Here is a 26,444-nt window from a genome sequence, read left to right on the forward strand (position 1 = left end):
AAATCGTTCCCTGTAGTATTAGAGCATATCAGAAAAAGAGGAACTGCCTCAGCAATCCCTCCATTGACCAGCCGGGTACACAAAAGACCTAATTTAATCAATCTCTAATTTATGTATACCCATATCTGACTCTATTTCCACATAGATCTTTCTTATGCCCGTTCGTCTAATAAACACAATCAACTGTCCATTGTATGTTTTTCGCTCATTCGAAGAATACGGCGTAACATCAGACAAATCTCCATTTTCGATTCCGGCAAGTTCCCCATCTCCATTTACCTGGATTTTAATCTTTCGGTCATCCCCGACTGGGATCTGACCGGCATCATCCATAAGTTTGATCTCTAATTGATATAGATAACCCGGTCTTGCAGAAATTTCATTCCAGCAAGTATTTGTTATAGCATCTTTTCCTTTCCACAAATCCCATACTATTTTCTTTGCTCCATCTGAGGTTTTTAATTGATGGGTCAAACAAATCCTCCCACTCGCATCACAAGCGACTGCTTTTAAAATGCCAGGTTCAAACGGTATCCGAAAGCAAAACGTACCATCATCATGGAGCTGGTTCTGTCTGCCTGCCTGTTTTTCATTTAAATATAGTTTTACTTCCGGGAGATTAGAAAAACATTTAACTAAAATCATCTCTCCTGTTTCATAATTCCAGGTATCACTAACCGGAATCCACTCTTGCGTTCTTCCATCATCCTTTCTTGTGGAAATGTGCAAGACATCTTCTTTACTCCAAAAAGATTTTCTTTTATAAAATTCTGGTTTTCTATATCCGGCACAGGTTATAATTCCAGCCGGTGAACCATGCACAGGCCAGCCCTGAGCCTCTCCCAGGTAGTCAATACCGGTCCATAAAAATTGTCCGCTGATATATGGATTTTCCTTTACTGCCAGCCATGCCTGGTAGCTATGGTTGTTCTCACTTCCCAAAAATGGTTTGTCAGGGAACTCCTTGTGATCGTCTGCATACAGGTGTTCCTTATAGTTATATCCTACAACGTCTAATGGATGCAAAAGCCCAAGTTTGGACGAAAGTTCCGGAAATGCTGCTGCTAAGGTAACTGGTCTTGTCTTGTCCTCCTGCTTAACAATATCTGAAAGCCTCTTCGCCAAAACTGTCAAACGCTTTGTATTTGGTCTGTTAGGATCATACATACGCTCTGCAGCGGGCTTATTTGAATCGTTATTACCAGTCATAGTTTCAAACATGGGATGACAATAAGGATCATTTGGATAATCTACTTCATTACCAATGCTCCATAAGATTATAGAAGGATGATTTCTCCCCCGCCTTACCATCGCTTTTAAATCAGCTTCATGATATTGGGGGAAATCCTCAAAATATCCCTGATGCTTAGGGGGATATACATTATGCCCGTCAGACCATTTGTTCTTGGCATTCTCCCACTCATCAAAAGCCTCATCCATCACGAAAAATCCCATACTGTTACAAAGTTGATATAACTCCGGCATATGTGGATTATGGCTGCATCGAATTGCATTACATCCACAGTCTTTCAGTATTTCCAGTCTTCTCTGCCATACTTCTGCCACCATAGCCGCTCCCAGACAGCCTCCATCATGATGTATACAGACTCCTTTTAGCTTTGTTTCTATGCCGTTTAAAAAGAATCCTCTTTGTGCATCGAAGCAGATCGTCCGAATACCGACCATCTCTTCCTGCACCTGATAGGGTGCCTTATCATCAATTTTGTAAAAGGTTTGCATCTTATATAGATTCGGTTCTTCGGGTGACCACAGTTTTGGATTAGATACCATGCCAGACATGATACATTTTTTGGTCTCAAGAGCATTTAAAACTGTTTTATCCTTTATTCGTAAAGCGATATTTCCACATGCATCTGATAAAATAGTCTCTATATTAACCGTGACGCTTTGATCTGACGTATTCTCGATACAATTAGCTACCTCTATCTGTGCAGCATCCCTATTCATCTGTTTTGTCTGAAAAAAGATTCCATACTCTTTTGGATGCACTTTCTCTTCTATCAAAAATGTAACTTTTCTAGTAATACCACTTCCGGTAAACCATCTTGAATCTGCAATATCCGTATGGTTCACCTTTACACTGATCTCATTATCCATTTCCTCCCCAAAACATAAAAACGAAGTTAAGTCATAGGAAAAGGTAGTATATCCATTTGGTCTTTTCCCCAGATAGTAACTATTACACCAAACCTGGCTGTTTTTATAAATCCCGTCAAAAACCACCCGGATGCATTTTCCTTTATATTCTTTGGGAAGTGTAAAACGCAGCCGATACCAGCCGACTCCGCCGGCAGCGTATCCCGTTCCACTGGAATATTCTTTTGAAAATGGAATTTCAACGGACCAGTCATGAGGCAGCCTGACACTTCTCCACTGACTATCATCAAATCCTTTATACCAGGCTTCTTCACATTCTCCTAAATGGAATTTCCAATTTTCATTTCTATTTTCTATAATTGTATTCAAGTTTTTCACCATCTCTTTCATCTATTGAAATCTGCCGCATTATTCCGGCTAAACAGTTTTTTTTAATTCAAAGTTTCCCGATTTGTATTCTCTGGCCTTTCATTAACGAAATGTATGATAGGCACGAAATTCTTATAGCATAAGAAACCTGCCAGAGCAAATCCATAAAGTATCATATAGACAGGTACATATTGCAGCAGTATAAACGTGCCAAGACAAATCATTAAACTTAAATTATATCTGCCCGCCTTAACAATGCTTAGTTTCGCGTTAAGTATAACTGCCTCTTTTCCCGTCTGCTTCCATGTGCTAAAGACTATAAATAAATTCACACTAAAGGTAATCAGAATGCACATAAAGAAAATTAGAAACCATCTGAAACCTTCCATTATTTGTAATCTGTCCATCATCGTTAATTCACTTAAAATTAGGATCATCAGAAAATCCAGTATTATCGTAACTTTTAAACAGGGTAAAAAATTCGCTTTAAGGGATTTCAGGTAGCAAATAATGATCCCATTGTTTTTTTCCACATCCCGTAAACTTTCAAACATCGCATAAAGAGATGGTCCAACCGTCACTCCCGCTGCAAAAAACAACGGCGCTGTCGTGAGCTGAAATTTCACAAATAAGAAAAGGCCCATTATCGGCAAGTTTACCAGAAAGAACAGCAAATTTAGTTCCAACAGCCAGAGAATATAATTCAAATAACTGATATATCCATAAACCTTATAAAAATCTTTCTTCATTACACCGCTGCCTTCCTACTTTTACTTTGTACCACTGTTGCCAATTCCAAGATTAATATGGAACAGACTTTTCTGCCCCGCAAAATAAACTACAATCTGAGGTATGGATAAAAGCAGTGACATGCACATACATACAGATAAATTAATTGCTCCTGTAGGATTTGAAGATGCAGAAAGATTTGCTGCTCCAAGCGCCAGAGTCATCCTGTTGGTATCCGAAATATAGATTAATGGTCCAAATACATCTCCCCACGTTGCATTAAAAGTGAAAATTGCGATAGCACACAGAGCAGGTTTAACTAATGGTATTACAATCTTTCGGTATATACCCATGTAACTTAATCCATCAATCTCAGCCGCCTCATATAGCTGACCTGGTATAGCAGAAATAAACTGTCTTGTAAAAAAGATATTATAGGCTGATCCAACCCACTGTGGAATAATGAGCGGCCAGACAGAATTATAAAGTCCAACCCTGGTAAATAAATAAAATACCGGAATAAGTGTAATCTGCCCTGGCAGCATCATTGTACACAGCATAATTAAAAATAATTTATTTTTATGTTTGTAACGCATTCTCGCAAAACCAAATGCTACAAAAGTACTGGAAAACAGCTGACCGGCAATACCTAATGCTACTACTAATAACGTATTTAAAAACCATGTTCCAATTGGTTTTTCTCCGTCAAATGCACCGGAAAACAGCTCCGTAAAATTCTTCCAATAAAACTCCTTCGGCATCATGGTGAACAGCTCTTTGGCATTGGTATCCGGAGTTGCCAGTGCAATGCTAATCATATATAAAAAAGGGCAAAGAAGGATACCTGCAAATAAAATCAATATAATATACGTAATTATTTTTGAAGTCTGCGACATATTTTTATCTAACATTATTTTATCTCCTCCTCATAAAAGACCCATGCGCTGGATGATTTCAGTACCAATACAGACAGAATCATAACAATTATAAACAGCACCCAGGCCATAGAAGACGCGTATCCCATTCTGAAATAACTAAAAGCATTGCGATACAGGTAAGGCACAATCATACTGCTGGCATAATCCGGTCCGCCGTCCGTCAGCATGTATACCTGGGTAAAAGTCTGTAAGGATCCAATGATACCTGTAATAAGATTAAAGAAAATAATTGGTGTAATCTGTGGAATTGTAATCTTGCGAAACATATAAAATCTGGTTGCACCATCAATAAGAGCTGATTCGTACATTTCCTCGCCCACACTATTGATAGCAGAAAGCAAAAGAATCATGGTGCCTCCCACTCCCCAGATTGCAAGAAATACAAAACCGAACAGTACATAATCCTTACTGAGCAGCCATGCAGGTCCCTTTATTCCAAAAATCCCCAGAAATTGGTTAACCAGACCATCTGTTGCCAGAATACGCTTAAACAGGATACAGGAAGCAACTGCCGGTACCACAGCCGGTAAATAGTACAACGTTCTGAAAACCCTCATCCCTTTTAATCGGAAACTAAGTAAATATGCCATAGCAAGGGATATCAGTAAACTCAGCGGTACGCTGATGATCGTATAGACAAACGTATTTCTTAAACTAATCATGAACCTGTCATCTTCCAACAGCCTTTGATAATTATGTACACCAGTAAAATTTATCTTGGAAATAGAATCCCAGTCTGTAAAGCTAATCAGAAAGGAAAAAATCATAGGACCAATCGTCAAGACCAGAAAACCGATCAGCCATGGAGATATAAATATAAAAAACCACCGTTTTTGATTTGCTTCTCTTCGGGAACTTACCGCTTTTTTTGAATGTGACATTTCTTATTCCTCCTGTCCTATTTGTAATACTTGATAAGTTTCTTCAATTTCCCATCCATATTTCTAAGTGCCTCATCAACAGTTTCTCTTCCTAAGAGCATCTCTTTAATTCTCGACTGCAGTTCACCTGTCAATTCACTGCTATATGCTCCTTTGGAGATTCCATCTACTTTCACCCTGCTTTGTTCCAATCCAATAACATCCAGACTTAACTTTTTACCATTTACCTCCTGATTGACGAAGGTATCACTTCCTAATACCTTGAGATTCGCCGGACAGTCTGCAAGGGTTTGCGCCAGCATATTTTGCCCCTCTTCTCCTGTCATAAATTGGATAAACCGCCATGCTGCCTCTTTTTTCTCAGGGCTGGACTGCTTGTTAATGGACAATGCACTTCCCATAGCCCATGCTGCCGGTGTCTCTTGGGTTGGTGTAGGCGCAATATCAAAGTTGAGTTCATCCATTTTTGTATATGATTCTACATTCCAGAATCCGGTTAAAATCATGGCACAACGCTGCTGTGCAAAAAAGTTATCCCCATTAGATCCAGACTTTTCTAACTCTTCATAAGGAATAATCCAACCATTTTGATAACATTTATTATAGTCTTCCATGAATTCTTTCATCTGAGTTGAATCTACACCAATTTCATAATCCTCATTTACGATATTTGCCCCATAGCTTAAAATTAGTGGACCACATGTTCCCAGATAATCTGTAGAAGCAGCCCCCCACTGGTCAGTCTCACCATCTCCATCGGTATCCTTTGTCAACCGTTCACATGCTTTCATATAATCATCCATCGTCCAGTCCTTATCCGGATAAGAAATACCGGCTTCATCAAACATATCTTTGTTATAATAAGTGATTGTTGTACCGCCTCTGTCAGGTAATGCATAGATTCCTTCATCTGTTTCATATCCATCCATACCCCCACCAAATGTTTCCTCCAAATCTAAATCCGATTCTTTAACCGGTCCGCTTAAATCCTCCAATACCCCTTTTTCTGCAAATGTAGTGCAACTGCTTGGCTGTACCTGCAGAACATCCGGTGCATTTTTACCAACAAACATCGTTTGTACTTTTGTATCATAATCTGAAGCAACCGTAGTTACTTTCACCTTAATATCCGGATTCTCTTTTTCAAACATGGCAATGCGGTCTTTATAACAACCGCTGTAAGTAGAGTCACCACCCCAGTGTATAAATTCAATCTCAATTTTTCCGTCTGTATCTTTTTTTTGACAACCGCAAAAAAGAAAGGTACAGACAGATGCTGCCAGCATAAGCTGCAATAATTTCTTATTCATAATTCTGCCCTCCTGCTTCTAAAAATGATACCCGTTCCAAATTCCTGATCTGTGTTTTACCTTGTCATAGTTGATTGTAATATATTGAAAGCGATTTCACATTTTTATAGAATAATAAGATATTATGCATAATATTTTTATTTTATCCTGTAACAAAACGACAAATATATACATTTTTTTAATCATTACCCTAGTTATTATTTTAAAATTTGCAACCGCTTTCAAAAATTATTATAACAAACCATACGAAATAATCAACATGTTTATTGCCATCATTCACGAAAATAGCAGAATCCACAATTTGTATGAACTCAAATTGTGGATTCTGTATATATGTATTTTAAATTTTATTTTATCAACCTGCAGGATGACCTGATAATTAACGAAACATCTGTAATCTGCTCTTTTGGCATCTCTCTTCTCTCTGCAGCCCCTATTGCAGTTTCGACCAGCTTCTTTGAAAAATCCTCGTAATCGCAGGCAACACCGGTTAAATCCGGAATTAATATACTAGATAAAATAGTATTGTCAAACCCTATGATTGAAATATCCTCCGGGATTTTCAATCCTGCTTCCCCTATGGCTTTCATGACGCCACAGGCAAAAAAATCATTGATACAGATCACCGCTGATGGAAGTGATTTTTTTAATAATTCTTTCATGCTATTGTAGCCTGAATCAAAATTATAATTTTCGGTTTCTACCAGGTACTCTTCGCGGTATTCCAAACCATGTTCCCTTATAAGGCTCCGGTAACGAATTCTTTTATCTAAGGTTGATTTCACCGTCTTACAACCTCCCATAGCTGCAATTTCCTTATGGCCTAAATTAACTAAATAATTCATGGCAAGTTCCATCGCATATCCTTCATCCATCCCAATCTTATAACAATTTACACCTTGAGGCCGTCCTGTAGCTACTACTGGAATTGTTTCAGAAATCCGATTTATAATCTCTACATATTCCTCATCTGCTACTACCTGATCTACATTTCCCCCTAGTATAATAATTGCATCTACACACTGTTCATACAATTTTTGTATCTGTCGCTTTTCCAGTTCAAAGTCACTCAAAGAACTGAGCATCATTAGCATATAGCCTCTTTCATTTGCTACACGTTCACATTCTGCAGCCATCTTGGAATAAAACACATTCTCAATATGCGCTACCACAATTCCAATCATTTTTGTTCTCGAAGTACTTAGCCCTTGCGCCAGAGCATTCGGTTTATAATCATATTTGCGGATAGCCGCTTCCACTCGTTTACGTTTTTCTGCACTGACTCTGGCCGCATTGCTCATTACCCGTGAAACGGTAGAAGGTGAAACGCCTGCTTCTTCTGCAATTGTATAAATATTAGCTCGTTCTTTTGCCATTCTATTTTCCAGCTTTCCTTCCAACTCTATTTTTCTTCATTATAGACTAAAATCAGAAATGGTACAACCCGTAAATGCCAGTTGTTACAGCATGACGGTTCAAAAGCAAAGGAATATCAGACTGCCTTATTCCTGGGAATTATAAATCAGATAACTCTTGTCAGCATTTCATGATACTGTTCTGCTATATTTAATGCATGGTCTCCGATACGTTCAAAATCTGTCAGCAACTCGGAAAAGAAAATACTTGCGTCAGCGATACATTCGCTCTTTCCCATCCTCTCCATCTGCTGTTTCAGATTCTCATTTCTTATATCATCAATTTTCTGTTCGTCACGGGAAGTTTTCTCCAGCATCGTTTTTATATCAGATACATTGCTGCCAGCCACATCTTCCAGAATCTGAAGGCTCATATCTCTCATAATCAGTATCTCTTTTTTTGCCTTATCTGAAAAATTAACATTCATTTTCTTCATACTGACAGCATACCCGAGAATATTCATGGCATGGTCACCGATTCGCTCCAAATTACCAAGAATCTTGTAATATCCACTGATTTTGACCGAATCTTCCGCTGCCATCTCATGGTGCATAACAGACACAATATACCGGGAAACCTCTGCATTCAGATAATCAATATAATCCTCCTTCTGCTCCAGCTCCTCTTTATCATTTGATGAGCTGTGAAGTACGGCATCAAAACTACCGGTAACGGTCTCACAGACCATGTTCCGCATCCGCTCGATCTCCTGGTCAATCTGTGTCAGAACCAATGCCCCCTGCCCCATTGCATAGTGGCTTTCAAAGGGCTGTATGTATTGCAGATGCAGCATTTCTTCCTGTTCACTTTGTTTATCCGGCAGAATCTTTTCTGCCAGATGTGCCATATAAGTACCAAATGGCAGCAAAAGCAGCGTGGTGACAATATTAAACACCGTATGTACATTGGCAATCTGAGCCACTGAATTCCCGGGAGTAAGTTGCTCCATAAGAACTGTAAATGGAGTGATCAGACAGATTACTGTAAATATAAAAGTTCCGATAACATTAAACATCAGGTGAATGACCGTCGTCCGTTTTGCATTGGTCTTAGTGCCAATGGATGCTAAAACTGCTGTGATACAGGTTCCGATATTCTGTCCGAACAAAATGTATACTGCGCTGGACAGCGGAATCATACCGGTACCGGCCAAAGCCTGCAGGATGCCGACCGAAGCTGAGGAAGACTGTATGATGGCAGTAAAGACAGCACCAATTAAAATACCTACCAGCGGATTGCGGAAGGTTGTCATGAAATGGATAAAGGTTTCGGAGTTCTGAAGAGGTACCATGGCAGAACCCATCATATCCATACCGATAAAAAGCACACCCAGACCTGCAAATATTTCACTGATATGCTTTACTTTTTCATTCTTAACAAAAAGAATTGCTGCAACGCCCAGAAAGGCGATCAGCGGAGCGATCATACCGATATCCAATGCGATCAGCTGTCCGGTGATGGTGGTACCGATATTGGCGCCCATGATTACCCATACCGCCTGTTTTAAGGTCATAAGACCAGAGTTTACAAAACCAACGACCATAACAGTCGTAGCTGAAGAGGATTGGATTACTGCCGTTATGGCTGCTCCCGCCAAAACTCCTTTAAACCGGTTGGAGGTGAGTTTTTCGAGGATTTGTTTCATCTTGTTTCCGGCGGCCATCTCTAAGCCGCTGCTCATCATCTGCATGCCGTATAAAAACAAGGCAAGACCGCCGAGAAGCATTAAAATATCAGATAGTTCCATTCTTTTTTCTCCCATTCTTGTCATAATATTTACACTGTAACCTGTGCATAACCAAAAGATACGCAGAATTTACAGCGGACGCTTTTTCCCGTCTGACTCATGGGTAATATTCAGTTTGTCATAAAACTGGACGGGCAGCGAAGCCCGATATAAGAACAGCAAAAATACGCCTCCGCCGAACATCATGTAATAGATGCTCTGAGGCATATACAGTTCTGAGATCCAGGAACCAGAAGACAGATCTCCGCGAAACAGACTGTATACCTGATTTAAAAGGACTCTGCCCGGAGGCACAGAATGTTCCAAAACCTGCTCATTTATGGTGTGCTCCGCAGTATAAATGCTATACTGGTTTTCCGTACCGGCAGTCTGGGAATGGTACTTATCCCGGTGAGCGGCAGCAGCTGGAAAAAAAGTGTTTCTTACTGCTGTCTGCACAAAGAAGACAGCTGCTAAAATAAAGATCACACAGGCAATTTTGTTTATTATATGAAAGCTTTTCATCTCTTAATACAGCACTACTGCGCATGCTGAGCCGCATTCTTGAAGTATACGGCCTAAATTTCCGTTTTTGATACGCGTAGTATTTTCTCCTCAGTACATTTGTTGCTTTCTCTATTATAATCTTACTTTTCTTTTTCTGCAATCATTTCGTGGATAAATCAAATTTTCTGTCGAAACTGACAAATACTGACATGGAACCCTTGAATCCGGGTTTTCAATGAACACCCTGGATGTTAAAGGATATGTGCCACTTATAAAGCGGTTTTGGGTAGCAATAAGCCGCCTGCTCCTTTTTGGAGCAAACGGCTGTGGTTAATAGCGGGTACTTATGTATCACATGTGTTTAATTAGTAAAATAAAGAAAATCTGCACAGAGGCGTTCCGCTCCATCAGAAGGCCTGTTTAAAACCTTTCCATCGTAATAAAGCGTTGTGGAGCCTCCGCCATCTAAATTGTAAGCATAGCGGCATCCCTGTCTTTGCAGTTCTGCAATCATTTCATAATGGTCAAGACCAAGAGAATAGCCTGAACGCCTTCCGTCCGCTACCAGTATAACGTAGTCATTGGGCCGAACCATTCCTACTACAGTACGTGGATCTTTATAGCTGGTCAAAGAAAAATTCTGCATATCCAGTGGTGCGGCAATTCCATTATTAATCAGAACCGGACCGAAATTATAAGTGTCTTTGACACCCATATCCAGAAGGGACTGTCCCCATAATCCCATTGGCGGAGTGTACATTGTTCCATCCTTTTTAACTGCCATAGTCGTATAGCTGGTTGCATAATTGCCATAAATCTTACCGTTTTTGATGCACATGCCAAGCGGTGACGGCTGTCCAGTAGAATAAGAGAATGCGCTTCCGTTGATGCCGATTATTCCACCGTTAGAAGATACCGCCTGTGAGGTAAGCTGTCTGGATCCTCCATAGGACCCGTAAGACATGGCTGAGCGCAGCTGTTTGGGATTACTGGTCTTAATGCGTGCCACCCAGTACACAGAACTATAATTCTGCTTTTTATTAATCTTCACTGACAAGGTACTGCTGCGGTATTCCAGATAAGTAGCCGTATTGATGCTTTTGGTATTCATTTTTCTGGAAGCATCCATAACCCCTTTGGAATTCACATAGTAATAATACTTGCCTTTTTTCAGCCAGGTATTTTTTTGCAGTGCACCGGAGCTGGAAAAATAGTAATTCTTTTTCTTAACTGCTGTCCACTTTGTCTTCATTACACCTTTAGAATCCAGGAAATAGCGGTCTCCCTTTGAAGTAATCCAGCCCGTTTTCTTTTTCCCTGATTTGGTATAATAATACCATTTGCCGCCGATTTTCTGCCATCCACCTCTGAATTTCGGAATCCATTTACCGTCTTCCCCGACAAAATAGCTTTTGATCCATCTATTCGTCAACATGTAGCCCTTTGAGCCAAGATAATAATCCCCAACCCAGCGCTTCTTCAGCATTTTGCCTTTTCTGTCGAAATAATACCATTTTTTATTGATCTTTTTCCACTTATTTTTTACCTTTTTCCCGGAAACATAGTAATACTTCGAACTTTTTACCGTCTTCCAGCCGGTTCTCTTTGCCGCCTGTGCCGTAGAATCGCTCAAAGCAAAACCGATCAATACGCAGAATAATAAAAGGATCATCCGCAATTGTGTCTTTTTCCTGTTGTACTTCAAAGAATAGCTCCCCCTTTTTATTTCTTCAGAGCATATGTAAAGAATACTCTTAGTAGATTTTAACAGAATTGTAACATTTTCGCAATAGGGGGACTACAATTTATAGGATAAACTTTTACGGTGAAAATTTTTATGGGATGTTAATAAATCCCGGGAAAAGAGCGGGAAAACACCACTCTTTACCTCTGCGCCAGTTCTTTCGTAATATCCTCCCATGTAACGCCTCTCTCAACCATGAGTACCATTACATGATACAGGAAATCCGATACCTCATATTTGATTTCTTCCGGATCCGGATTTTTAGCTGCAATTACGATTTCCGTAGCTTCCTCGCCAACTTTTTTCAGGATTTTATCAATGCCTTTATCAAAGAGATAATTTGTATAAGAACCTTCTTTCGGATGATCCTTCCGGTCTTTGATTACTGAATATACATCATCGAATACTTTCATTGGATTGGTATTGTCGTATTCTTTCTTTACCAGATCACGGTAGAAGCAGCTTTGGTGTCCCGTATGGCAGGCTGCACCTACCTGGGAAACTTTTGCCAGAATCGTATCATTATCACAATCGATCCGAAGTTCTTTTACATACTGCAGGTGTCCGCTTGTAAGCCCTTTTGTCCAAAGCTCGTTCCGGCTTCTGCTCCAGTATGTCATCTTGCCTGTCTTAATTGTAGTCTCGAATGCAGGCTCATTCATATATGCCATCATAAGTACTTCCTGTGTTTTATAATCCTGGACTACTACTGGCATCATTCCATCGGAATTTAACTTAAAATCAGACCATTTAAGCTTGCTTTCATAGGTGTTCACCACAATGCCCCTTCTTTTAAGTTCCCCTTTTAAATCCATCAGATCTATGGACGGATCTGATAATAGATTACCGGATATGCCGGATACCTGTTCGATGGATAAAAGTGCAATCATCTTTTCCTTATCCAACAGCGACAGAATCGGTACGGCTCCTACAGAAACAGCACTTACTGCTTCGTATAAATGAAGGTTATCACCTAATAATAAGACTTCGCTTGTATAGGTCTCAAGGAGTTCCTTTTGCTCTTTTAATAATGCAAAATTATCTGCACATGCCGCAATTTTCTCTTTGCCAAAGCGCTTGGATACTTCCGGCATTAGATCCAGGTTGCTTTTCTTAGCCATATTTAAAAAGGCTTTTTTGCAGCCTGCATATATCAGTTTTTTTACATCTTCTACTCTTTTTATATTTCCGCCGCCCAGGATGGGAATATCTATTTCTCTTGAAATTTCTTTAATCAGCTTTAAAGATTGGTCATGTTCGCTGTCCGTATTGGATAAATCAAAGATGATTAATTCATCCGCACCATTGTTGCTGTAATGCTGTGCGAGCTTAACCACATCTCCATCTGCAAATACACGGTTATCGAAAAATCCCGTTACGGCAATTCCTTTTTTAATAAAAATATGAGGTATTAATTTCTTATGTATCATTACAAACTCCCTTTCGTTGATAACACGTCCATTATTCTGGAATCATAAGTAACTGCTTCATCTAAAGCCTTGGCAAATGCCTTGAACATTGCTTCTGCCATATGGTGGTTATTCCCCGGTGTCAAGACCTTCATATGCAGATTCATTGCCGCTGCATATGAAACGGCATAGAAAAACTCTTTTACCATCTCGGTATCCATATCGCCCATACGGTCCGCACTAAAAGATGCATCATAGGACAGATACGGTCTGCCGCCTAAGTCAATGGCACAAAGCACCAGTGTTTCATCCATGGGAAGTATAATATCACCATAACGGCGGATTCCCCTTTTGTCCCCTGCAGCTTCCCGGATAGCCGTACCCAGTACAATTCCGGTGTCTTCGATTGTATGATGGCAGTCTACGTCCAGATCCCCGGTTACACAAACCTTAAGGTCAAATAATCCATGTCTGGTAAAGCCATCCAGCATATGGTCAAAAAAACCTATGCCGGTATGGATATCTGATTTTCCCGTTCCATCCAGATCCAGAGTAAGGCTGATCTGGGTTTCCCGGGTATTTCTCTCAATTGTTTTTATCCTGGTCATAAATGCCTCCTATTTTTCAAAGCGGACTTTAATAGAATTCGCATGGGCGGTTAGCTGTTCCGCTGTTGCAAATTTAATAATGTCCTCATGAATTGGCTCCAGAGCTTCCCTGGAATAATAAATAATACTGGATTTTTTAATAAAATCATCAACACTTAAAGGAGAAAAGAATTTCGCTGTGCCATTCGTAGGCAATACATGGTTTGGTCCTGCAAAATAATCGCCCAAAGGCTCACTGCTGTACTCTCCGATAAAAATGGCACCTGCATTTTTAATTTTGGTCATTACCTGGAAAGGATCTTTCGTTACGATCTCCAGATGCTCTGATGCGATTTCATTTACCGTATCAATTGCATCTTCCATATTTTCAGCGATTAAAATATAGCCGTAATTATCAAGGGATTTCTGAATAATTTCTTTTCTGGATAGCTCCGCGGTAAAGGCATCCACTTCTTTCGATACTTCCTTTGCCAGTTCCCGGCTGGTTGTAATAAGAATCGCCGAAGCCATCTCATCATGCTCTGCCTGGGATAAAAGGTCTGCTGCAACAAACCTGGGATTGGCTGTCTCGTCTGCAAGAACCAGTATCTCACTCGGGCCTGCAACAGAATCGATGCTCACATGCCCATAGACTGCTTTTTTCGCCAGCGCCACATAAATATTGCCGGGTCCTACAATCTTGTCTACTTTAGGGATACTCTCCGTACCAAATGCCAGTGCCGCGATTGCCTGGGCACCGCCTGCCTTATATACTTCATCCGCCCCTGCCTCATGGGCTGCCACAAGAGTAGAAGGATTTACTTTACCGTCTTTCCCAGGTGGTGTTGTCATAATAATCTTCTCAACACCTGCTGCCTTGGCTGGCACAATATTCATTAAAACAGAAGATGGATAAACTGCCTTGCCCCCAGGAACATAAACCCCTACTTTAGAGAGCGGTGTTACCTTCTGGCCCAGCATTGTTCCGTCCGGTTTGCTGTCAAACCAGCTGTACTGCCGCTGCTTTTCATGATAGGAACGAATATTTACCAATGCTTTCCGGATCACCTCTACCAGACTTTTATCCACCTGTTCATATGCTTCCTGAATTTCCTCTTCCGTCACCCGGATATTCTCTGCGCCTATATCTGCCCCGTCAAAACGCCTGGTATAATCAAAGACTGCCTTATCCCTGTCATTTTTTACATTCTGGATTATCTCTGTCACACGTCCTTCAAACTCTCCGTAACTGTTTGGACTCCGCTTCAAGAGGTCTTCCAGTACATTCTGCATGGTATCTTTCGTCAATTCAACAATTCTCATAATAACCTCCTAGGTTTTCCTGCACTTATAAGACTGCTTTTAAATCCGTTAAAAGCTTCGTAATTCTGTCGTTTTCCATTTTCATACTTACCTGGTTTACTACCACCCTTGCAGATAACGGACAGATTTCTTCTAAAATCTCCAATCCGTTTTCCCTGAGCGTGGAACCCGTTTCCACAATATCCACAATTACTTCCGAGAGTCCCACAATGGGCGCTAACTCAATCGAGCCGTTTAGTTTAATAATCTCTACCGTCTGATGCTTCTTATTATAAAAATAATCTTTTGCAATGTTCGGATATTTTGTTGCAACCCGGATTAATTCCTGGTGCTTTAATAATTCTCTTGCAGAAGCCGGACCGCAGACACACATCCGGCATTTTCCGAATCCCAGATCCAGTACTTCATACAGCTTCCTCTGTTCCTCTGCAATGGTATCTTTTCCTACAATTCCGATATCAGCCGCACCATACTCTACATAAGTGGGTACATCCGGACCTTTAGACAAGAAAAATTTCAATTTCAGTTCCTCATTTACAAAAATCAGTTTCCGGCTGGTCGGGTCTTTCATTTCTTCACAGGTAATTCCTATTTTTTCAAAAACCTCCAGGGTCTGTTTCGCCAATCGTCCTTTCCCAAGGGCAAACGTTAAATATCTCATTATCCTCCTCCAGTGCTGCATTTACTGCAGCTTTAAATATATAGTGGGTGTGAAACGTTTTCTTTCACACCTTATCCTCCAGTGCTGCATTTACTGCAGCTTTAAATATAGTGGGTGTGAAACGTTTTCTTTCACACCTTATCCTCCAGTGCTGCATTTACTGCAGCTTTTTTTATTATAGCAATAACGTTGTAAGTTCCGCAGGTTTCATAACCTTCGTTTCTGTATTTACAGACAGTATTCTATCCTTTTCCTCAAAATACAAGATTTCCGTAATGCGGCTGCGCCTTGCAAATATCAGATAATCCTCTAAGGACAGACTTTCCTTCTGACAGATCAGTTCCACATAATTATTTTCTATCCGAAGATGCTTTGCCAGTGTAATCGCTTCTTTTCTCTGCTCTTTTTTATATAAGATCAGACGGTTTACCTGCTCCACCGGCACATCGATTTTCTGTCTGGACAGAGCTGTCAGCAGCTGGTCTACTACCACTACGAAACCTATAGACGGCGCATCTTTTCCGAAATGTCCCATCATATGGTCGTAACGTCCGCCTTTCACTATGGCATCCCCTGTTCCAAAGGTATATCCCCGGAAAATAATCCCGGTATAATACATATAATTGCTGATCATTCCCAGATCAAAAGAAACATATTTCTCAACACCGTAATATTTCAAAATGCCATATAGTTCTTCCAGTCTTGCAATTGCTTTCAGTGCTCCTGGATTAGAAGTAAGGAGTTTTGCCCGTTCCAGTGCATCCACTGTTCCAAACAGCTGAGGAAGGGTTGCAAACACATTTTTTAATTCTTCACTGATATTCTTTTCAGATAACAGTTCTTCCACACCAAACATATTTTTATTGGAAATCAGTTCACGCAGTTCTTCCTCTGTCCCCACATTTTCCTCATCAATCCCTGCTTCCGTTATCAGGCTTTTGAAGAATTCCACATGACCGATGCTGATCTGGAAATCTTTGAGTCCTGCACTGCGCAGTGTCTCAATGACCAGGGTGATAATCTCCGCATCTGCATCCACACTGTCATCTCCGATAAATTCCGCTCCCAGCTGGGTTGTTTCTTTTAAACGCCCCTGATAACTGGAGTTGTTAATAAAGGTGTTGCCCATATAGCAGAGACGCACGGAAAGATCTTCTTCCGTGAAATACTTTGCTGCTGCCCTTGCAATGGACGGTGTAAAGTCCGGTCTTAAAACCAGTGTGTTTCCTTCTCTGTCAAAGAACTTATACAGATCTTTGGATGGAATGGTTCCAACATCCTGACCAAATACATCAAAATATTCAAAAGTCGGCGTTTCTATATCCCGGTAGCCATAGGATTTTAAGACTTTATGCAGATTGTCCTGTAAAGTAAGTTTCTTTTCACACTCTGCATTATAAATGTCCCTGACACCTTCCGGCGTATGTAATAATCGTTGATTCATCTCTCTCTCCTCTTTCTGAAAATCTTAATTCGCTTTACTTTATCGTGGTAACGTGATAATTCACTACTATATAAAATTATTTAACATTATAATAGATGGACGAAAAAAAGTCAATCCCTCATATCTAAATCCTTTTGCAGTGCATCTAAATAAGGTACTAAAATACCACCTTTACTCTCCAGCTTAAATTCCTGGGGAAGTTCTTCATAACGAAAGCTTTTTCTGCCGCCTTCTGCCGCCCTGTCCCAGAAAAATTTCACTCGCTCATAGGGCAGATAAAAAAATTCATTCTTTTTGGTATAGAAGATAATCAAAAAAGAAATCCCACCCTGCTGTTCAAAGGTTCCCATAAACTGTACCTGATGCTCGTGGATATTCTGGAGCGCGAAAGTATCCGCATTACATTCTTTTGCGTCAAAACAAACAGGTATTCCCTGCACTGCTCCAATATAATCAACCGTACTTTTCTGTTCAAAATATGCCAGTGTAATATGACGGTTCTCTTTATCAATTCTGATTGGGGTAATCGGAGTGGGGATTTTCTGAATCAATGCCAGTCCCTTTTCCTGATACTGTTCGTTAGAACGGTTGATTAAGTCTTCCAATGTGGACCCTCGAAGTCCTCTTGAATTCCATGTTGACATATGGATGATCCTTTCTGTTTTATGTTTCAAATCAATCAGGAAACGTTTAACATATCCCAAAGACCTTGTCAAACACAAGCGGCACTTTAGCCGTAAATTCTTTTCCAGAAAGATAGCCCAGTTCCCCTTTGATCTGCGGCATCACCAATTGATAGGAATGAAGCATCTGATATTTGACTCCAAATGCTTCCGCAAACTTCTGATTTACTTTTCGGTTTCCATATTTGGCATCTCCGATTATGGGATGTCCGATGGATGCCAGATGAGCGCGGATCTGGTGGGATCTTCCTGTGATCAGCCAGACTTTTAATAAAGTAATACCATTTTTCGTTTCCAAAGGCGTATACTGGGTGTGTATGGGAAGCGCACCTTCTGTACATTCCCGGCTGATCTGTACCTTATTTTGCTTTTCATCTTTTGTAAGCCAGCCATCAATCGTCTGCTCTTTAGCCACTTCTCCAGAAACCAGGCAGAGATAATATTTGTGCAGGCTCCTGTCCTTAAAAACCTCAGCCATGGTCTGCAGTCCAATCAGCGTTTTCCCTGCTACAATCAAACCACTTGTATTGCGGTCTAAACGGTTGCAGACTGCCGGACGGAAAGTCTTCAGTTCTTCCCCGGTAATCTGCTCTGTTTCAAGAAGATATGCAAGCATTTCTTCATTTATGGAAATATCACTGCTCTTCGCCTTTTGGGAAAGCATATTTGCCGGTTTATTCAATAGGAGTATATGCTTGTCTTCATAGATAATCTGAAGTTTACTGGTGATTTTAATGTTGGTAATATCCGTATTTTTCTTTGAAAATTTTTCAAAAGTTTCATCAGAGAGAAAAAACCGTATTTCATCATGAAGTGCGGTTTTTTCATTTCCATTTGCTTTTTTGTTGTTCAAAGTTATATTTTTTTTACGAAGCATTTTATAGAGGAAGCTTTTGGATGCTTCACTTAGATATTTTGCCAGCAGTTTATCCAGACGCTGACCGGCTTCATTTTCATTTACAATTACTAATTTCATATTTGTACCGCTGCATACTGCAGGCCAGAGGGTTTCTGAAAATTCATTCCCGCCATTTGTAGAAAGCAATTTTCAAACACTCTTTTGCCTGCAAAGCTGTCACCTTTCTTCCTCGTTCTTATAAAGAGATCGCCAGTATTACATGCTTCATCAATTCGCTTCTGCTAAGATCCGGATAATCTTCACTGGGGGTAAAGGTTCCCTCTGCTTCCAGTTCCTCTTTCTTTGGATAAAGCATATCAATTCTTTCCAGATAATGTTTCAGATCGGTAAAAATTTTTACATTTGATTTATATCCGTTGCCTTTCAGTATCTCCTTTATATGCTTTTCTGCAAAAGATGGGTCTGCCTTTGGACTGCTGCTATACCCTATGACGTGAGTGCCGCATACCACCAGACTGTCAATGGGGGTATTTTTCTCATAAGCAGTAATCGTCAGCTCATAAGCGCAAACCATATCTTTTACATGAGACTGAATCTTCTGATAAATCTCTTCACTTATAGGCTTTTGCATAAACATCATCACCATACCAACTGCAGAGCGGCTTGCCGGAAGGCATCCCATAACTGCCACGAAGGTAAACATATTAAGTCTTGTGCCTGTTTGAATTAAACCGGTCACAAATATAATTACCGGAATCAGGAACAGAATAAATGTTATCAGTCCCCGCTTTTTCTTCTGGGAAAGAATATAGCCGCGTTTTCCCTTTGAAACTTTCTTCATCCGTAATCTCCTCACAATTCTACTTATTTTTCTGCCGTTATTATTTACCGGGACGCTGGGTTTTTACTTATTTCTTCTTATGCACGTTCCGGATTGTTTTCTTCTTCACAGGCTTATTCTTATCTTTTCCATTGCCAAACGAAGCACCATTATTTTTTTCACCTTTTCCCCCATTTTTATCTCCCGACGGCTTACCATACCTGCCGGATGAATAACTGGAAGATTTCCCTTCCCCTCTTATAGGGCGAATCAGGCATTTTTTATCAAACCCAATCAGATCTGTGCGGTGTGCTTTGGTCAGAGCCTCCGTTACCAGTTCCAGATTTTTTGGATTCCGGTATTGAATCAGCGCTCGCTGCATTGCTTTTTCGTGGGGATTATTCGGAACATAAACCGGTTCCATTGTCCTTGGATCTACGCCTGTATAATACATACACGTTGAGATAGTCGACGGCGTCGGATAAAAGTCCTGTACCTGTTCCGGCATATATCCCAGATCGCGAAGATATTCTGCAAGTGCCACTGCTTCTTTTAAAGTAGAACCCGGATGGGATGACATCAGATATGGTACCAGGAACTGATTCTTCCCGCATTTTGTATTCAGGTCTTTATATTTATGCACAAATTTTTCATAGACACTACGCTCCGGTTTGCCCATTTTACTGAGTACTTTATCCGAAATATGCTCAGGGGCTACTTTTAACTGGCCACTCACGTGATGCTCCACCAATTCTTTAAAAAAGGAATCATCCGGATCATAAATTAAATAATCAAAACGAATGCCGGATCGGATAAATACCTTTTTCACATTTGGAAGTTCCCGCAGTTTACGCAAGAGCGACAAGTAATCACTATGGTCTGTTTTCAGATTCTTACAAGGAGTGGGGAACAGGCATTGCTTTTTGGGACACACACCTTTTTCAAGCTGTTTGTCACATGCCGGCTGCCTGAAATTTGCAGTAGGACCTCCCACGTCATGAATATATCCTTTAAAATCTTTCTCCCATATAAACTGGTTTGCTTCAGCCAGAATTGATTCGTGGCTCCTGGTCTGGATGATTCTTCCCTGGTGAAAAGTCAGGGCGCAGAAGCTGCATCCCCCAAAACATCCACGGTTGCTCACCAGACTGTATTTCACTTCTTCAATTGCCGGAATCCCGCCTTTTTCATCATAAGAAGGATGCCAGGTTCTCATATATCCAAGAGAGTAGACCCGATCCATCTCTGACTGGCTTAAGGGCTTTGCAGGTGGATTCTGCACCACATGCCACCCGTCCTTATAGCTTTCTACCAGACGTTTCCCGGTAAATGGGTCGGTGTTGCAATACTGGACATAGAAACTTTTTGCATAGTTCAGCTTGTCTGCTTTCAGTGCTTCATAGGGCGGCAGTGAAACCGCATCATAAACGATGGATAAATCTTTCGTTTTAAATACGGTTCCATCAATAAAGGTCAGATCTTTCATTTCAATACCGCTGTTCAGTGCATCTGCAATTTCTACAATGGAACGTTCTCCCATACCGTAAGAAATCAGATCAGCACCTGAATCCAGTAAAATGGAGCGTTTTAGTGCGTTCGCCCAGTAATCATAGTGTGCCATCCTGCGCAGACTGGCTTCGATACCGCCAATGATAACCGGCACCTTTTTGTACACCTGGCGAATCAGATTGCAGTAGACAATTGTCGCATTGTCCGGCCGTTTCCCCATTTCTCCTCCTGGACTGAAAGCATCTGTTTTTCTTCGCTTCTTGGATACCGAATAATGGTTCACCATGGAATCCATATTTCCTGCTGAAACAAGAAAACCAAGCCTCGGCTCTCCAAGCGCCATGATACTTTCTTTGTCTTTCCAATCCGGCTGGGCAATAATCCCTACCTTATATCCGTTTGCCTCCAGCATGCGGCTGATCACCGCGTGGGCAAAGGAGGGATGATCCACATAGGCATCCCCTGTTACATATACAAAATCCAGCTGGGCAATGCCACGCGCCTTCATATCTTCCCTGTTTACGGGCAGAAACTGCTTACTCATTCGTACTCCTGTCCGCCTGCTGTCTGCAGGCATAAATCAATTGTAAAACACGCTGCTAACGAAGATGTTCATACGTATTATTTAAAACATCATGATAATTCAAAATATAATAATCTGCCAGGGCTTTCTTTTTCTCAATCTGCCCCATGGAGAATGCATCCTCCACTGCACATACCTTCATTCCGGCGTTCTTACCCGCCAGAATCCCCATGCTGATATCTTCAAATACCAGGCATTCCTTTGGTGCAACCCGAAGATCCTCACTTACTTTGAGGTATATATCCGGAGAAGGTTTTCCTTTTGCCACCTCACATGCGGTCCGGACTGCATCAATCCGGTCATCCAGATGCTGTGCATGCATCACTGCCTCCACAAGTCCTCTGCCGTTACTGGTAGCAATCCCCGTTTTAATACTGCGCTGCTTCAGTTCGTATAGGAACTCAGATGCGCCGGGTTTTAGCGGCACCTCATTGGCATACTTATCATACGCCATATCCATCCAGTCCTGTTTGATTTCCTCTGTGGTTTTGGGAAGGAAAAATGCGGTCCTGAAATAATCAGCGGTCTCTGTAAAACTCATACCTTCAATCGCCTCATGAAGTCCTGCCGGTACCTGAATCTGAAATCTGTTCAGGTATTCTATATCTATCTTGGGCCACATCCACATGGAATCTGCCAAAGTTCCGTCTAAGTCAAATATGACCGCTCTGATTCCTTCTAACATCCGCTTCCTCCGATCCTTTCTATTTCCTCTCCGGTCAACGGGCGGTATTCTCCCTTAGCCAGATGTTCATCCAGACTAATTGCTCCCATTGACAGGCGTTTTAAATACACAACCTGCTTTCCCACCGCTTCAAACATCCTTTTTACCTGGTGAAACCTCCCCTCCCGTATGGTAAGGCACACTTCTGATATTTCACCGCTGGTTAAGATCTCAAGATTCGCCGGAAGTGTAGGTTTGTCTTCACCAATATCCACGCCCTGCAAAAATGTTTCCTGATCCGATTTTGTTACCATTCCATCGACTTTTGCATAATAAGTTTTATCCACATGTTTTCTTGGAGAAAGCAGTTCGTGGGCAAGGGCACCGTCATTGGTAATCAGCAAAAGCCCTTCTGTATCTTTATCCAGCCTTCCCACCGGGAAAAGTTCCTCTTTCTTCCCCGAAGAGATGAAATCCATCACTGTTTGATGCAGGTTATCCTGGGTGGCTGTCACACAGCCTGCCGGCTTATGGAACATGTAGTACTCATATTTCCGGTATGTCACTGGACTTTGACCGACACACACCGCATCCCTGTCCGAATCCAGCTTCATCTCAGGCTTCTTAACAACTTCTCCATTAACTGTAACCAATCCTTTTCGGATCTGGTTCTTTACTTCTGTTCTGGTTCCCGCTCCTGCGTTAGCCAGATATTTATCTAATCTTATCAGACTCATTTACTGTAATCTCCATCCAGGGTAATATTTATTCTTCAGCGAACCATTGGCTGCTTTCGCAAATCCCAGCGGATATCCATCCACACAGACCAGAATCCAGCCTTTTAAGCCCTTCGCCTCGGCATCCTCAAGTTCTATCGTTTCACCCTTTAAGTATTTCACCGTCCGCTCATCACTGCCTGAAAAAGAGATGCTGTATACTGCCTGGTCTCTTTTCAGACTCATCGCCAGTGCCTGGCTTGGCTCAAAACGGTTTTTCTTTATTTCTCCCAGATATAATCCTGTACGCAGAAACCGCAGTCCACGGATATTACCAAGGGCTTTTGGTATGGCATAAACCCGGTTATCATATACAGTAATATTCCTGTCCGTAAAATCCAGCCTTAAATACTGGTCAAAAAATTCCTGGCATTCTTTTGGCAGCACCTGCTTCTTCTTTTTTGTCTTTGCGCCGGTATCCGTGGCAACGAAATCCCCGTTCTTTTTTAGAAGTGCCGCAAAATGTCCCTCTCCAGCCATTTTATGGGGCCAGATACGGACGCAGTTCCTTAACTGCTCATCTCCACCGGCAGCGCCTGGAATCCCTTTATCGAATCCCTTATAGCCTTTCATCGGTATCACTTCAAATTCCGTTCTTTCCGACAGCAGAGTGGCAATCGAACACTCATCCTCCAGTGCAGAGAACGTACAGGTGGAATAAAGCAATAAACCGCCCGGCTTTAACATATCGGCTGCCATCAGCAATATTTCCTTTTGAATGCCGGCATAATATTCCGGTCCATGTTCTATCCAGCTCTTGATCATAGCCGGATCTTTGCGGAACATCCCTTCTCCGGAACAGGGTGCATCGATTAATATTTTATCGAAAAAGCCTTTAAAATAAGGCAGTAGTTTCTGTGGGGATTCGCTGGTTACCAGAATATCCGGTAGTCCGAACAGCTCCAGATTCTTCAAAAGACCTTTTGCCCTGGAATTGCTGATATCATTGGCAACCAGGACTCCCGTCCCCTTTAATTTAGCTCCCAGCTCCGTTGCCTTTCCACCGGGCGCCGCACAGAGATCCAGCACACAGTCCCCCTCTTTTACAGGAAGTCTGTCTGCAGGTATCATCGCACTTGGCTCCTGCACATAGTATAACCCTGCATGGTAATGAGGATGCTTCGTAACGGCCTGTGAGTCGTCATAAAAAAATCCATTTTCCACCCAGGGTATTGGCTCTAATGAAAAAGGCGTCAGTTTTAAAAATTCTTCTACCGTTATCTTACTTGTATTCACACGAAGACCATGAACCCGTTCCTGGCCTGCGCTGTTTAAATATGCTTCATATTCCTCTGCTCCCAGCAGTTCCTTCATGGAATCCGCAAAGTCCTGTGGTAAATTCATTTATTGCTCCTTTGTTGAAGAGCGTCTGCACGCTCTAATCTATGTATTTTATTTCGCCAGTGACTGGGCGCGGTATCCTTCTGCAATAATATCCAGCTGCTTGTGAAAACGTTCCAGCTGTTCAATATCGTTCAATTCATAGATACGGTAAAATTCATCCTGAATCTTAATGATCTCTCTCTTATTCGCCAGATGATACAGATTCTGTATGTTATTTAAGATATCTGATACCAGATTCGCCTGAATCTGGAAGGAATTCTGCGCATCCATAATTTCACTGCGCACCGAAGACATCTCATTATCCAGCACAATAATCGCATCCGCTGCTTTGCTTAACTTCATGCGGATATGCTCCGGAATATTTCGTTTATATTTGTACTGCAGCGAATGTTCGATTGTTGACCAAAAATTCATTGCCAGTGTCCGGATCTGTATCTCAACCTGAATCCGTTTACTTCCTGCTAATGTCTGGACCTCATAATAGACGATCATATGATAGCTGCGGTAACCGCTGGATTTCATATTGGCAATGTAATCCTTTTCGCTCTTTACAGACATATCTGTACGGTTTCGGATAATCTCCACTACTTTTTCAATATCCTCCACGAACTGACAGATAATGCGTACACCTGCAATATCATCTAATTTTTCTTCTATTTCATTCAGCGGTATTTTCTTTTTCTGTGCCTTTTCCAATATGCTGGATATGGCTTTCACCCGCCCCATAACCTGTTCTATAGGTGAATACTTCCCACGTGCCCGATGCTCTCTGATCAGATGCTCAAACTTCACGGTCAGTTCATTCACTGCTAATTCATATGGATCCAGAATTTCTCTCCATAATTGTATTTCCATATACCTGATTCTCCTCTTAACTATAATAATTCCCCTTAATATTTTAGTATATCACACTTCATATGCATATTTCAACTTTCGATCTTCTAAATAACGAAGAACCCAGTAGGGGTTAACACTGACTTCTTCCTTTCGGTCTGTTCTGATATAGATTCCAAAATGCAGATGTACGTCAAAATTTCCTGTCGTACCCTCCGTTTTACTATACCCGGTATCTCCCATATATCCCAGAAGTTCTCCTGCCTGAACCTCATCACCTTTCTTAAAATCCCCTGCATAAGAACTCAGATGCGCATAGTAAAAATATCCGCCATGCTCTGAGCGGATACCAATACGCCAGCCGCCTTTTTCCAGCCATCCCACCTGTTCCACAATACCCTTTGATACGCTGACCACCGGATATTTCCCTCTTACATTTTCTTTGGGGAAAATGTCTGTTCCTTCATGCCCCCGTTTGCCGCCGTAATTGCGCTCCAGCATCCAGGAGTCTTCAAAAGAAGTCTGAGATTCATCCTCACTGGTACTGTCCGGCACGGGGTAATACAATACGTCCTCCCATACAGCAGCATAGCTTTGCTGAATCTCCTGCAGCGCATGTAAATTATACGCCTGAAAATAAGTCCGCCATAAATAATAATCCGAAGGGGTAAGTGCGGACGTTTTCACATGATCCAATTCAAACTGGTATTTGGGCATCCACACGGAAAGCAGGTCATAAACCGGAACGTCTTCCGCCTTACTGACTTCCATTAACCGCCGAAAATTATCTTCCCCAATTTTCTGGCTGCGAAATCCCATTGTCTCATTGGACTGATACGTTAAATTGAATATTTTTCCCTGGGTATGTAAATAATCGATGCATCCATAACAAAAAATGCCCACCAGAAGAATTACACAGATATTTCGAAGAAGCTTTATTTTATTCATCTATTCGACTCTTCCTCTAGAGCCTGTTTGAAAACGCTTGTGCCCAAACACGCTCTGATAGCAAGCCCAAGCCACAGACTTTCTATTCTCATGATTAATATATGCGTAGATTTGCTGATTTAGAATCAAAAAATGACATTTTTTCAGGAATGAATCTCTTCAGGCACTTCATATACTATAAAAAACATATTCGCGCTGTCTGACGTAAATAACGATATATAATTAAAATTTACTTCCTGTTAGAGCGTGTTGAAAATTGCTT

Annotated in this window: 23 protein-coding genes; all 23 read right to left on the minus strand. The window is 41.3% G+C overall.

Annotation, left to right across the window (positions count from 1 at the left end):
• Window positions 1–93 precede the first annotated feature (93 nt).
• Window positions 94–2,508 (minus strand): glycoside hydrolase family 2 TIM barrel-domain containing protein, encoded by a 2,415-nt coding sequence (locus RHS_RS02380; RefSeq protein WP_395021030.1) that lies wholly within the window; start codon window positions 2,506–2,508, stop codon window positions 94–96.
• A 41-nt stretch (window positions 2,509–2,549) separates the two neighbouring features.
• A complete protein-coding gene (locus RHS_RS02385) occupies window positions 2,550–3,236 on the minus strand; it encodes a hypothetical protein (RefSeq protein ID WP_047832222.1) in 687 nt (228 codons plus the stop codon).
• Window positions 3,237–3,257: 21 nt separating this feature from the next.
• Window positions 3,258–4,127 carry a carbohydrate ABC transporter permease gene (locus RHS_RS02390; RefSeq protein WP_027294021.1) on the minus strand — a complete coding sequence of 290 codons (870 nt, stop codon included), beginning with the start codon at window positions 4,125–4,127 and terminating at the stop codon, window positions 3,258–3,260.
• A complete protein-coding gene (locus RHS_RS02395) occupies window positions 4,127–5,035 on the minus strand; it encodes a carbohydrate ABC transporter permease (protein ID WP_197041662.1) in 909 nt (302 codons plus the stop codon). Before RHS_RS02395 ends, RHS_RS02390 begins: the two co-directional genes overlap by 1 nt.
• A gap of 17 nt (window positions 5,036–5,052) precedes the next feature.
• Window positions 5,053–6,345 carry an ABC transporter substrate-binding protein gene (locus tag RHS_RS02400; protein WP_047832223.1) on the minus strand — a complete coding sequence of 431 codons (1,293 nt, stop codon included), beginning with the start codon at window positions 6,343–6,345 and terminating at the stop codon, window positions 5,053–5,055.
• A gap of 347 nt (window positions 6,346–6,692) precedes the next feature.
• On the minus strand, window positions 6,693–7,721 hold the full coding sequence (locus tag RHS_RS02405; RefSeq protein WP_047832274.1) for a substrate-binding domain-containing protein: 1,029 nt from the start codon (window positions 7,719–7,721) through the stop codon (window positions 6,693–6,695).
• 146 nt (window positions 7,722–7,867) lie between these two features.
• Entirely contained in the window at window positions 7,868–9,508 is a 1,641-nt protein-coding gene (locus tag RHS_RS02410) for a Na/Pi cotransporter family protein (protein WP_044296739.1), read from the minus strand.
• A 69-nt stretch (window positions 9,509–9,577) separates the two neighbouring features.
• Window positions 9,578–9,946, minus strand: coding sequence for a hypothetical protein (locus RHS_RS29920; protein WP_395021034.1), 369 nt, complete (start codon window positions 9,944–9,946; stop codon window positions 9,578–9,580).
• 409 nt (window positions 9,947–10,355) lie between these two features.
• On the minus strand, window positions 10,356–11,699 hold the full coding sequence (locus RHS_RS29925; protein ID WP_395021036.1) for a phosphodiester glycosidase family protein: 1,344 nt from the start codon (window positions 11,697–11,699) through the stop codon (window positions 10,356–10,358).
• A 179-nt stretch (window positions 11,700–11,878) separates the two neighbouring features.
• Entirely contained in the window at window positions 11,879–13,168 is a 1,290-nt protein-coding gene (gene hisIE, locus RHS_RS02425; protein ID WP_395021038.1) for a bifunctional phosphoribosyl-AMP cyclohydrolase/phosphoribosyl-ATP diphosphatase HisIE, read from the minus strand.
• On the minus strand, window positions 13,168–13,755 hold the full coding sequence (hisB, locus tag RHS_RS02430) for an imidazoleglycerol-phosphate dehydratase HisB (protein WP_027294013.1): 588 nt from the start codon (window positions 13,753–13,755) through the stop codon (window positions 13,168–13,170). The genes hisIE and hisB overlap by 1 nt, the downstream gene beginning before the upstream one ends.
• A gap of 9 nt (window positions 13,756–13,764) precedes the next feature.
• Window positions 13,765–15,057 (minus strand): histidinol dehydrogenase, encoded by a 1,293-nt coding sequence (gene hisD / locus RHS_RS02435; protein WP_047832224.1) that lies wholly within the window; start codon window positions 15,055–15,057, stop codon window positions 13,765–13,767.
• Window positions 15,058–15,082: 25 nt separating this feature from the next.
• On the minus strand, window positions 15,083–15,718 hold the full coding sequence (gene hisG / locus RHS_RS02440) for an ATP phosphoribosyltransferase (protein ID WP_027294011.1): 636 nt from the start codon (window positions 15,716–15,718) through the stop codon (window positions 15,083–15,085).
• Between the two features lie 175 nt (window positions 15,719–15,893).
• Window positions 15,894–17,162 carry an ATP phosphoribosyltransferase regulatory subunit gene (hisZ, locus tag RHS_RS02445; protein ID WP_044289349.1) on the minus strand — a complete coding sequence of 423 codons (1,269 nt, stop codon included), beginning with the start codon at window positions 17,160–17,162 and terminating at the stop codon, window positions 15,894–15,896.
• Between the two features lie 110 nt (window positions 17,163–17,272).
• The gene (locus RHS_RS02450) at window positions 17,273–17,806 is read right to left on the minus strand and encodes a Holliday junction resolvase RecU (RefSeq protein WP_027294010.1); all 534 of its coding nucleotides are present in this window, start codon (window positions 17,804–17,806) and stop codon (window positions 17,273–17,275) included.
• 46 nt (window positions 17,807–17,852) lie between these two features.
• Window positions 17,853–18,821 (minus strand): RluA family pseudouridine synthase, encoded by a 969-nt coding sequence (locus RHS_RS02455; RefSeq protein ID WP_047832277.1) that lies wholly within the window; start codon window positions 18,819–18,821, stop codon window positions 17,853–17,855.
• Between the two features lie 118 nt (window positions 18,822–18,939).
• Complete coding sequence (locus tag RHS_RS02460; RefSeq protein ID WP_044289347.1) at window positions 18,940–19,545, minus strand: hypothetical protein; 606 nt, start codon at window positions 19,543–19,545, stop codon at window positions 18,940–18,942.
• A 67-nt stretch (window positions 19,546–19,612) separates the two neighbouring features.
• The gene (locus tag RHS_RS02465) at window positions 19,613–21,577 is read right to left on the minus strand and encodes a YgiQ family radical SAM protein (RefSeq protein ID WP_047832225.1); all 1,965 of its coding nucleotides are present in this window, start codon (window positions 21,575–21,577) and stop codon (window positions 19,613–19,615) included.
• 55 nt (window positions 21,578–21,632) lie between these two features.
• Window positions 21,633–22,301, minus strand: coding sequence for an HAD family phosphatase (locus RHS_RS02470; RefSeq protein ID WP_047832226.1), 669 nt, complete (start codon window positions 22,299–22,301; stop codon window positions 21,633–21,635).
• Window positions 22,295–23,017 carry a pseudouridine synthase gene (locus RHS_RS02475; RefSeq protein ID WP_047832227.1) on the minus strand — a complete coding sequence of 241 codons (723 nt, stop codon included), beginning with the start codon at window positions 23,015–23,017 and terminating at the stop codon, window positions 22,295–22,297. The genes RHS_RS02470 and RHS_RS02475 overlap by 7 nt, the downstream gene beginning before the upstream one ends.
• The gene (locus RHS_RS02480) at window positions 23,018–24,400 is read right to left on the minus strand and encodes an RsmF rRNA methyltransferase first C-terminal domain-containing protein (RefSeq protein ID WP_047832228.1); all 1,383 of its coding nucleotides are present in this window, start codon (window positions 24,398–24,400) and stop codon (window positions 23,018–23,020) included.
• A 48-nt stretch (window positions 24,401–24,448) separates the two neighbouring features.
• The gene (locus RHS_RS02485; RefSeq protein ID WP_027294003.1) at window positions 24,449–25,255 is read right to left on the minus strand and encodes a GTP pyrophosphokinase family protein; all 807 of its coding nucleotides are present in this window, start codon (window positions 25,253–25,255) and stop codon (window positions 24,449–24,451) included.
• Between the two features lie 51 nt (window positions 25,256–25,306).
• A complete protein-coding gene (locus RHS_RS02490) occupies window positions 25,307–26,182 on the minus strand; it encodes a peptidoglycan DD-metalloendopeptidase family protein (RefSeq protein WP_047832229.1) in 876 nt (291 codons plus the stop codon).
• Between the last annotated feature and the right edge of the window lie 262 nt (window positions 26,183–26,444).

Source organism: Robinsoniella sp. RHS, assembly GCF_001029355.1.
Lineage (GTDB): Bacteria > Bacillota > Clostridia > Lachnospirales > Lachnospiraceae > Robinsoniella > Robinsoniella peoriensis.

Coding starts and splice junctions, on each gene's coding strand:
- RHS_RS02380 (WP_395021030.1), bottom strand. CDS start 2,508: ATGAAAGAGATGGTGAAAAACTTGAATACAATTATAGAAAATAGAAAT.
- RHS_RS02385 (WP_047832222.1), bottom strand. CDS start 3,236: ATGAAGAAAGATTTTTATAAGGTTTATGGATATATCAGTTATTTGAAT.
- RHS_RS02390 (WP_027294021.1), bottom strand. CDS start 4,127: ATGTTAGATAAAAATATGTCGCAGACTTCAAAAATAATTACGTATATT.
- RHS_RS02395 (WP_197041662.1), bottom strand. CDS start 5,035: ATGTCACATTCAAAAAAAGCGGTAAGTTCCCGAAGAGAAGCAAATCAA.
- RHS_RS02400 (WP_047832223.1), bottom strand. CDS start 6,345: ATGAATAAGAAATTATTGCAGCTTATGCTGGCAGCATCTGTCTGTACC.
- RHS_RS02405 (WP_047832274.1), bottom strand. CDS start 7,721: ATGGCAAAAGAACGAGCTAATATTTATACAATTGCAGAAGAAGCAGGC.
- RHS_RS02410 (WP_044296739.1), bottom strand. CDS start 9,508: ATGGAACTATCTGATATTTTAATGCTTCTCGGCGGTCTTGCCTTGTTT.
- hisIE (WP_395021038.1), bottom strand. CDS start 13,168: ATGATACATAAGAAATTAATACCTCATATTTTTATTAAAAAAGGAATT.
- hisB (WP_027294013.1), bottom strand. CDS start 13,755: ATGACCAGGATAAAAACAATTGAGAGAAATACCCGGGAAACCCAGATC.
- hisD (WP_047832224.1), bottom strand. CDS start 15,057: ATGAGAATTGTTGAATTGACGAAAGATACCATGCAGAATGTACTGGAA.
- hisG (WP_027294011.1), bottom strand. CDS start 15,718: ATGAGATATTTAACGTTTGCCCTTGGGAAAGGACGATTGGCGAAACAG.
- hisZ (WP_044289349.1), bottom strand. CDS start 17,162: ATGAATCAACGATTATTACATACGCCGGAAGGTGTCAGGGACATTTAT.
- RHS_RS02450 (WP_027294010.1), bottom strand. CDS start 17,806: ATGTCAACATGGAATTCAAGAGGACTTCGAGGGTCCACATTGGAAGAC.
- RHS_RS02455 (WP_047832277.1), bottom strand. CDS start 18,821: ATGAAATTAGTAATTGTAAATGAAAATGAAGCCGGTCAGCGTCTGGAT.
- RHS_RS02460 (WP_044289347.1), bottom strand. CDS start 19,545: ATGAAGAAAGTTTCAAAGGGAAAACGCGGCTATATTCTTTCCCAGAAG.
- RHS_RS02465 (WP_047832225.1), bottom strand. CDS start 21,577: ATGAGTAAGCAGTTTCTGCCCGTAAACAGGGAAGATATGAAGGCGCGT.
- RHS_RS02470 (WP_047832226.1), bottom strand. CDS start 22,301: ATGTTAGAAGGAATCAGAGCGGTCATATTTGACTTAGACGGAACTTTG.
- RHS_RS02475 (WP_047832227.1), bottom strand. CDS start 23,017: ATGAGTCTGATAAGATTAGATAAATATCTGGCTAACGCAGGAGCGGGA.
- RHS_RS02480 (WP_047832228.1), bottom strand. CDS start 24,400: ATGAATTTACCACAGGACTTTGCGGATTCCATGAAGGAACTGCTGGGA.
- RHS_RS02485 (WP_027294003.1), bottom strand. CDS start 25,255: ATGGAAATACAATTATGGAGAGAAATTCTGGATCCATATGAATTAGCA.
- RHS_RS02490 (WP_047832229.1), bottom strand. CDS start 26,182: ATGAATAAAATAAAGCTTCTTCGAAATATCTGTGTAATTCTTCTGGTG.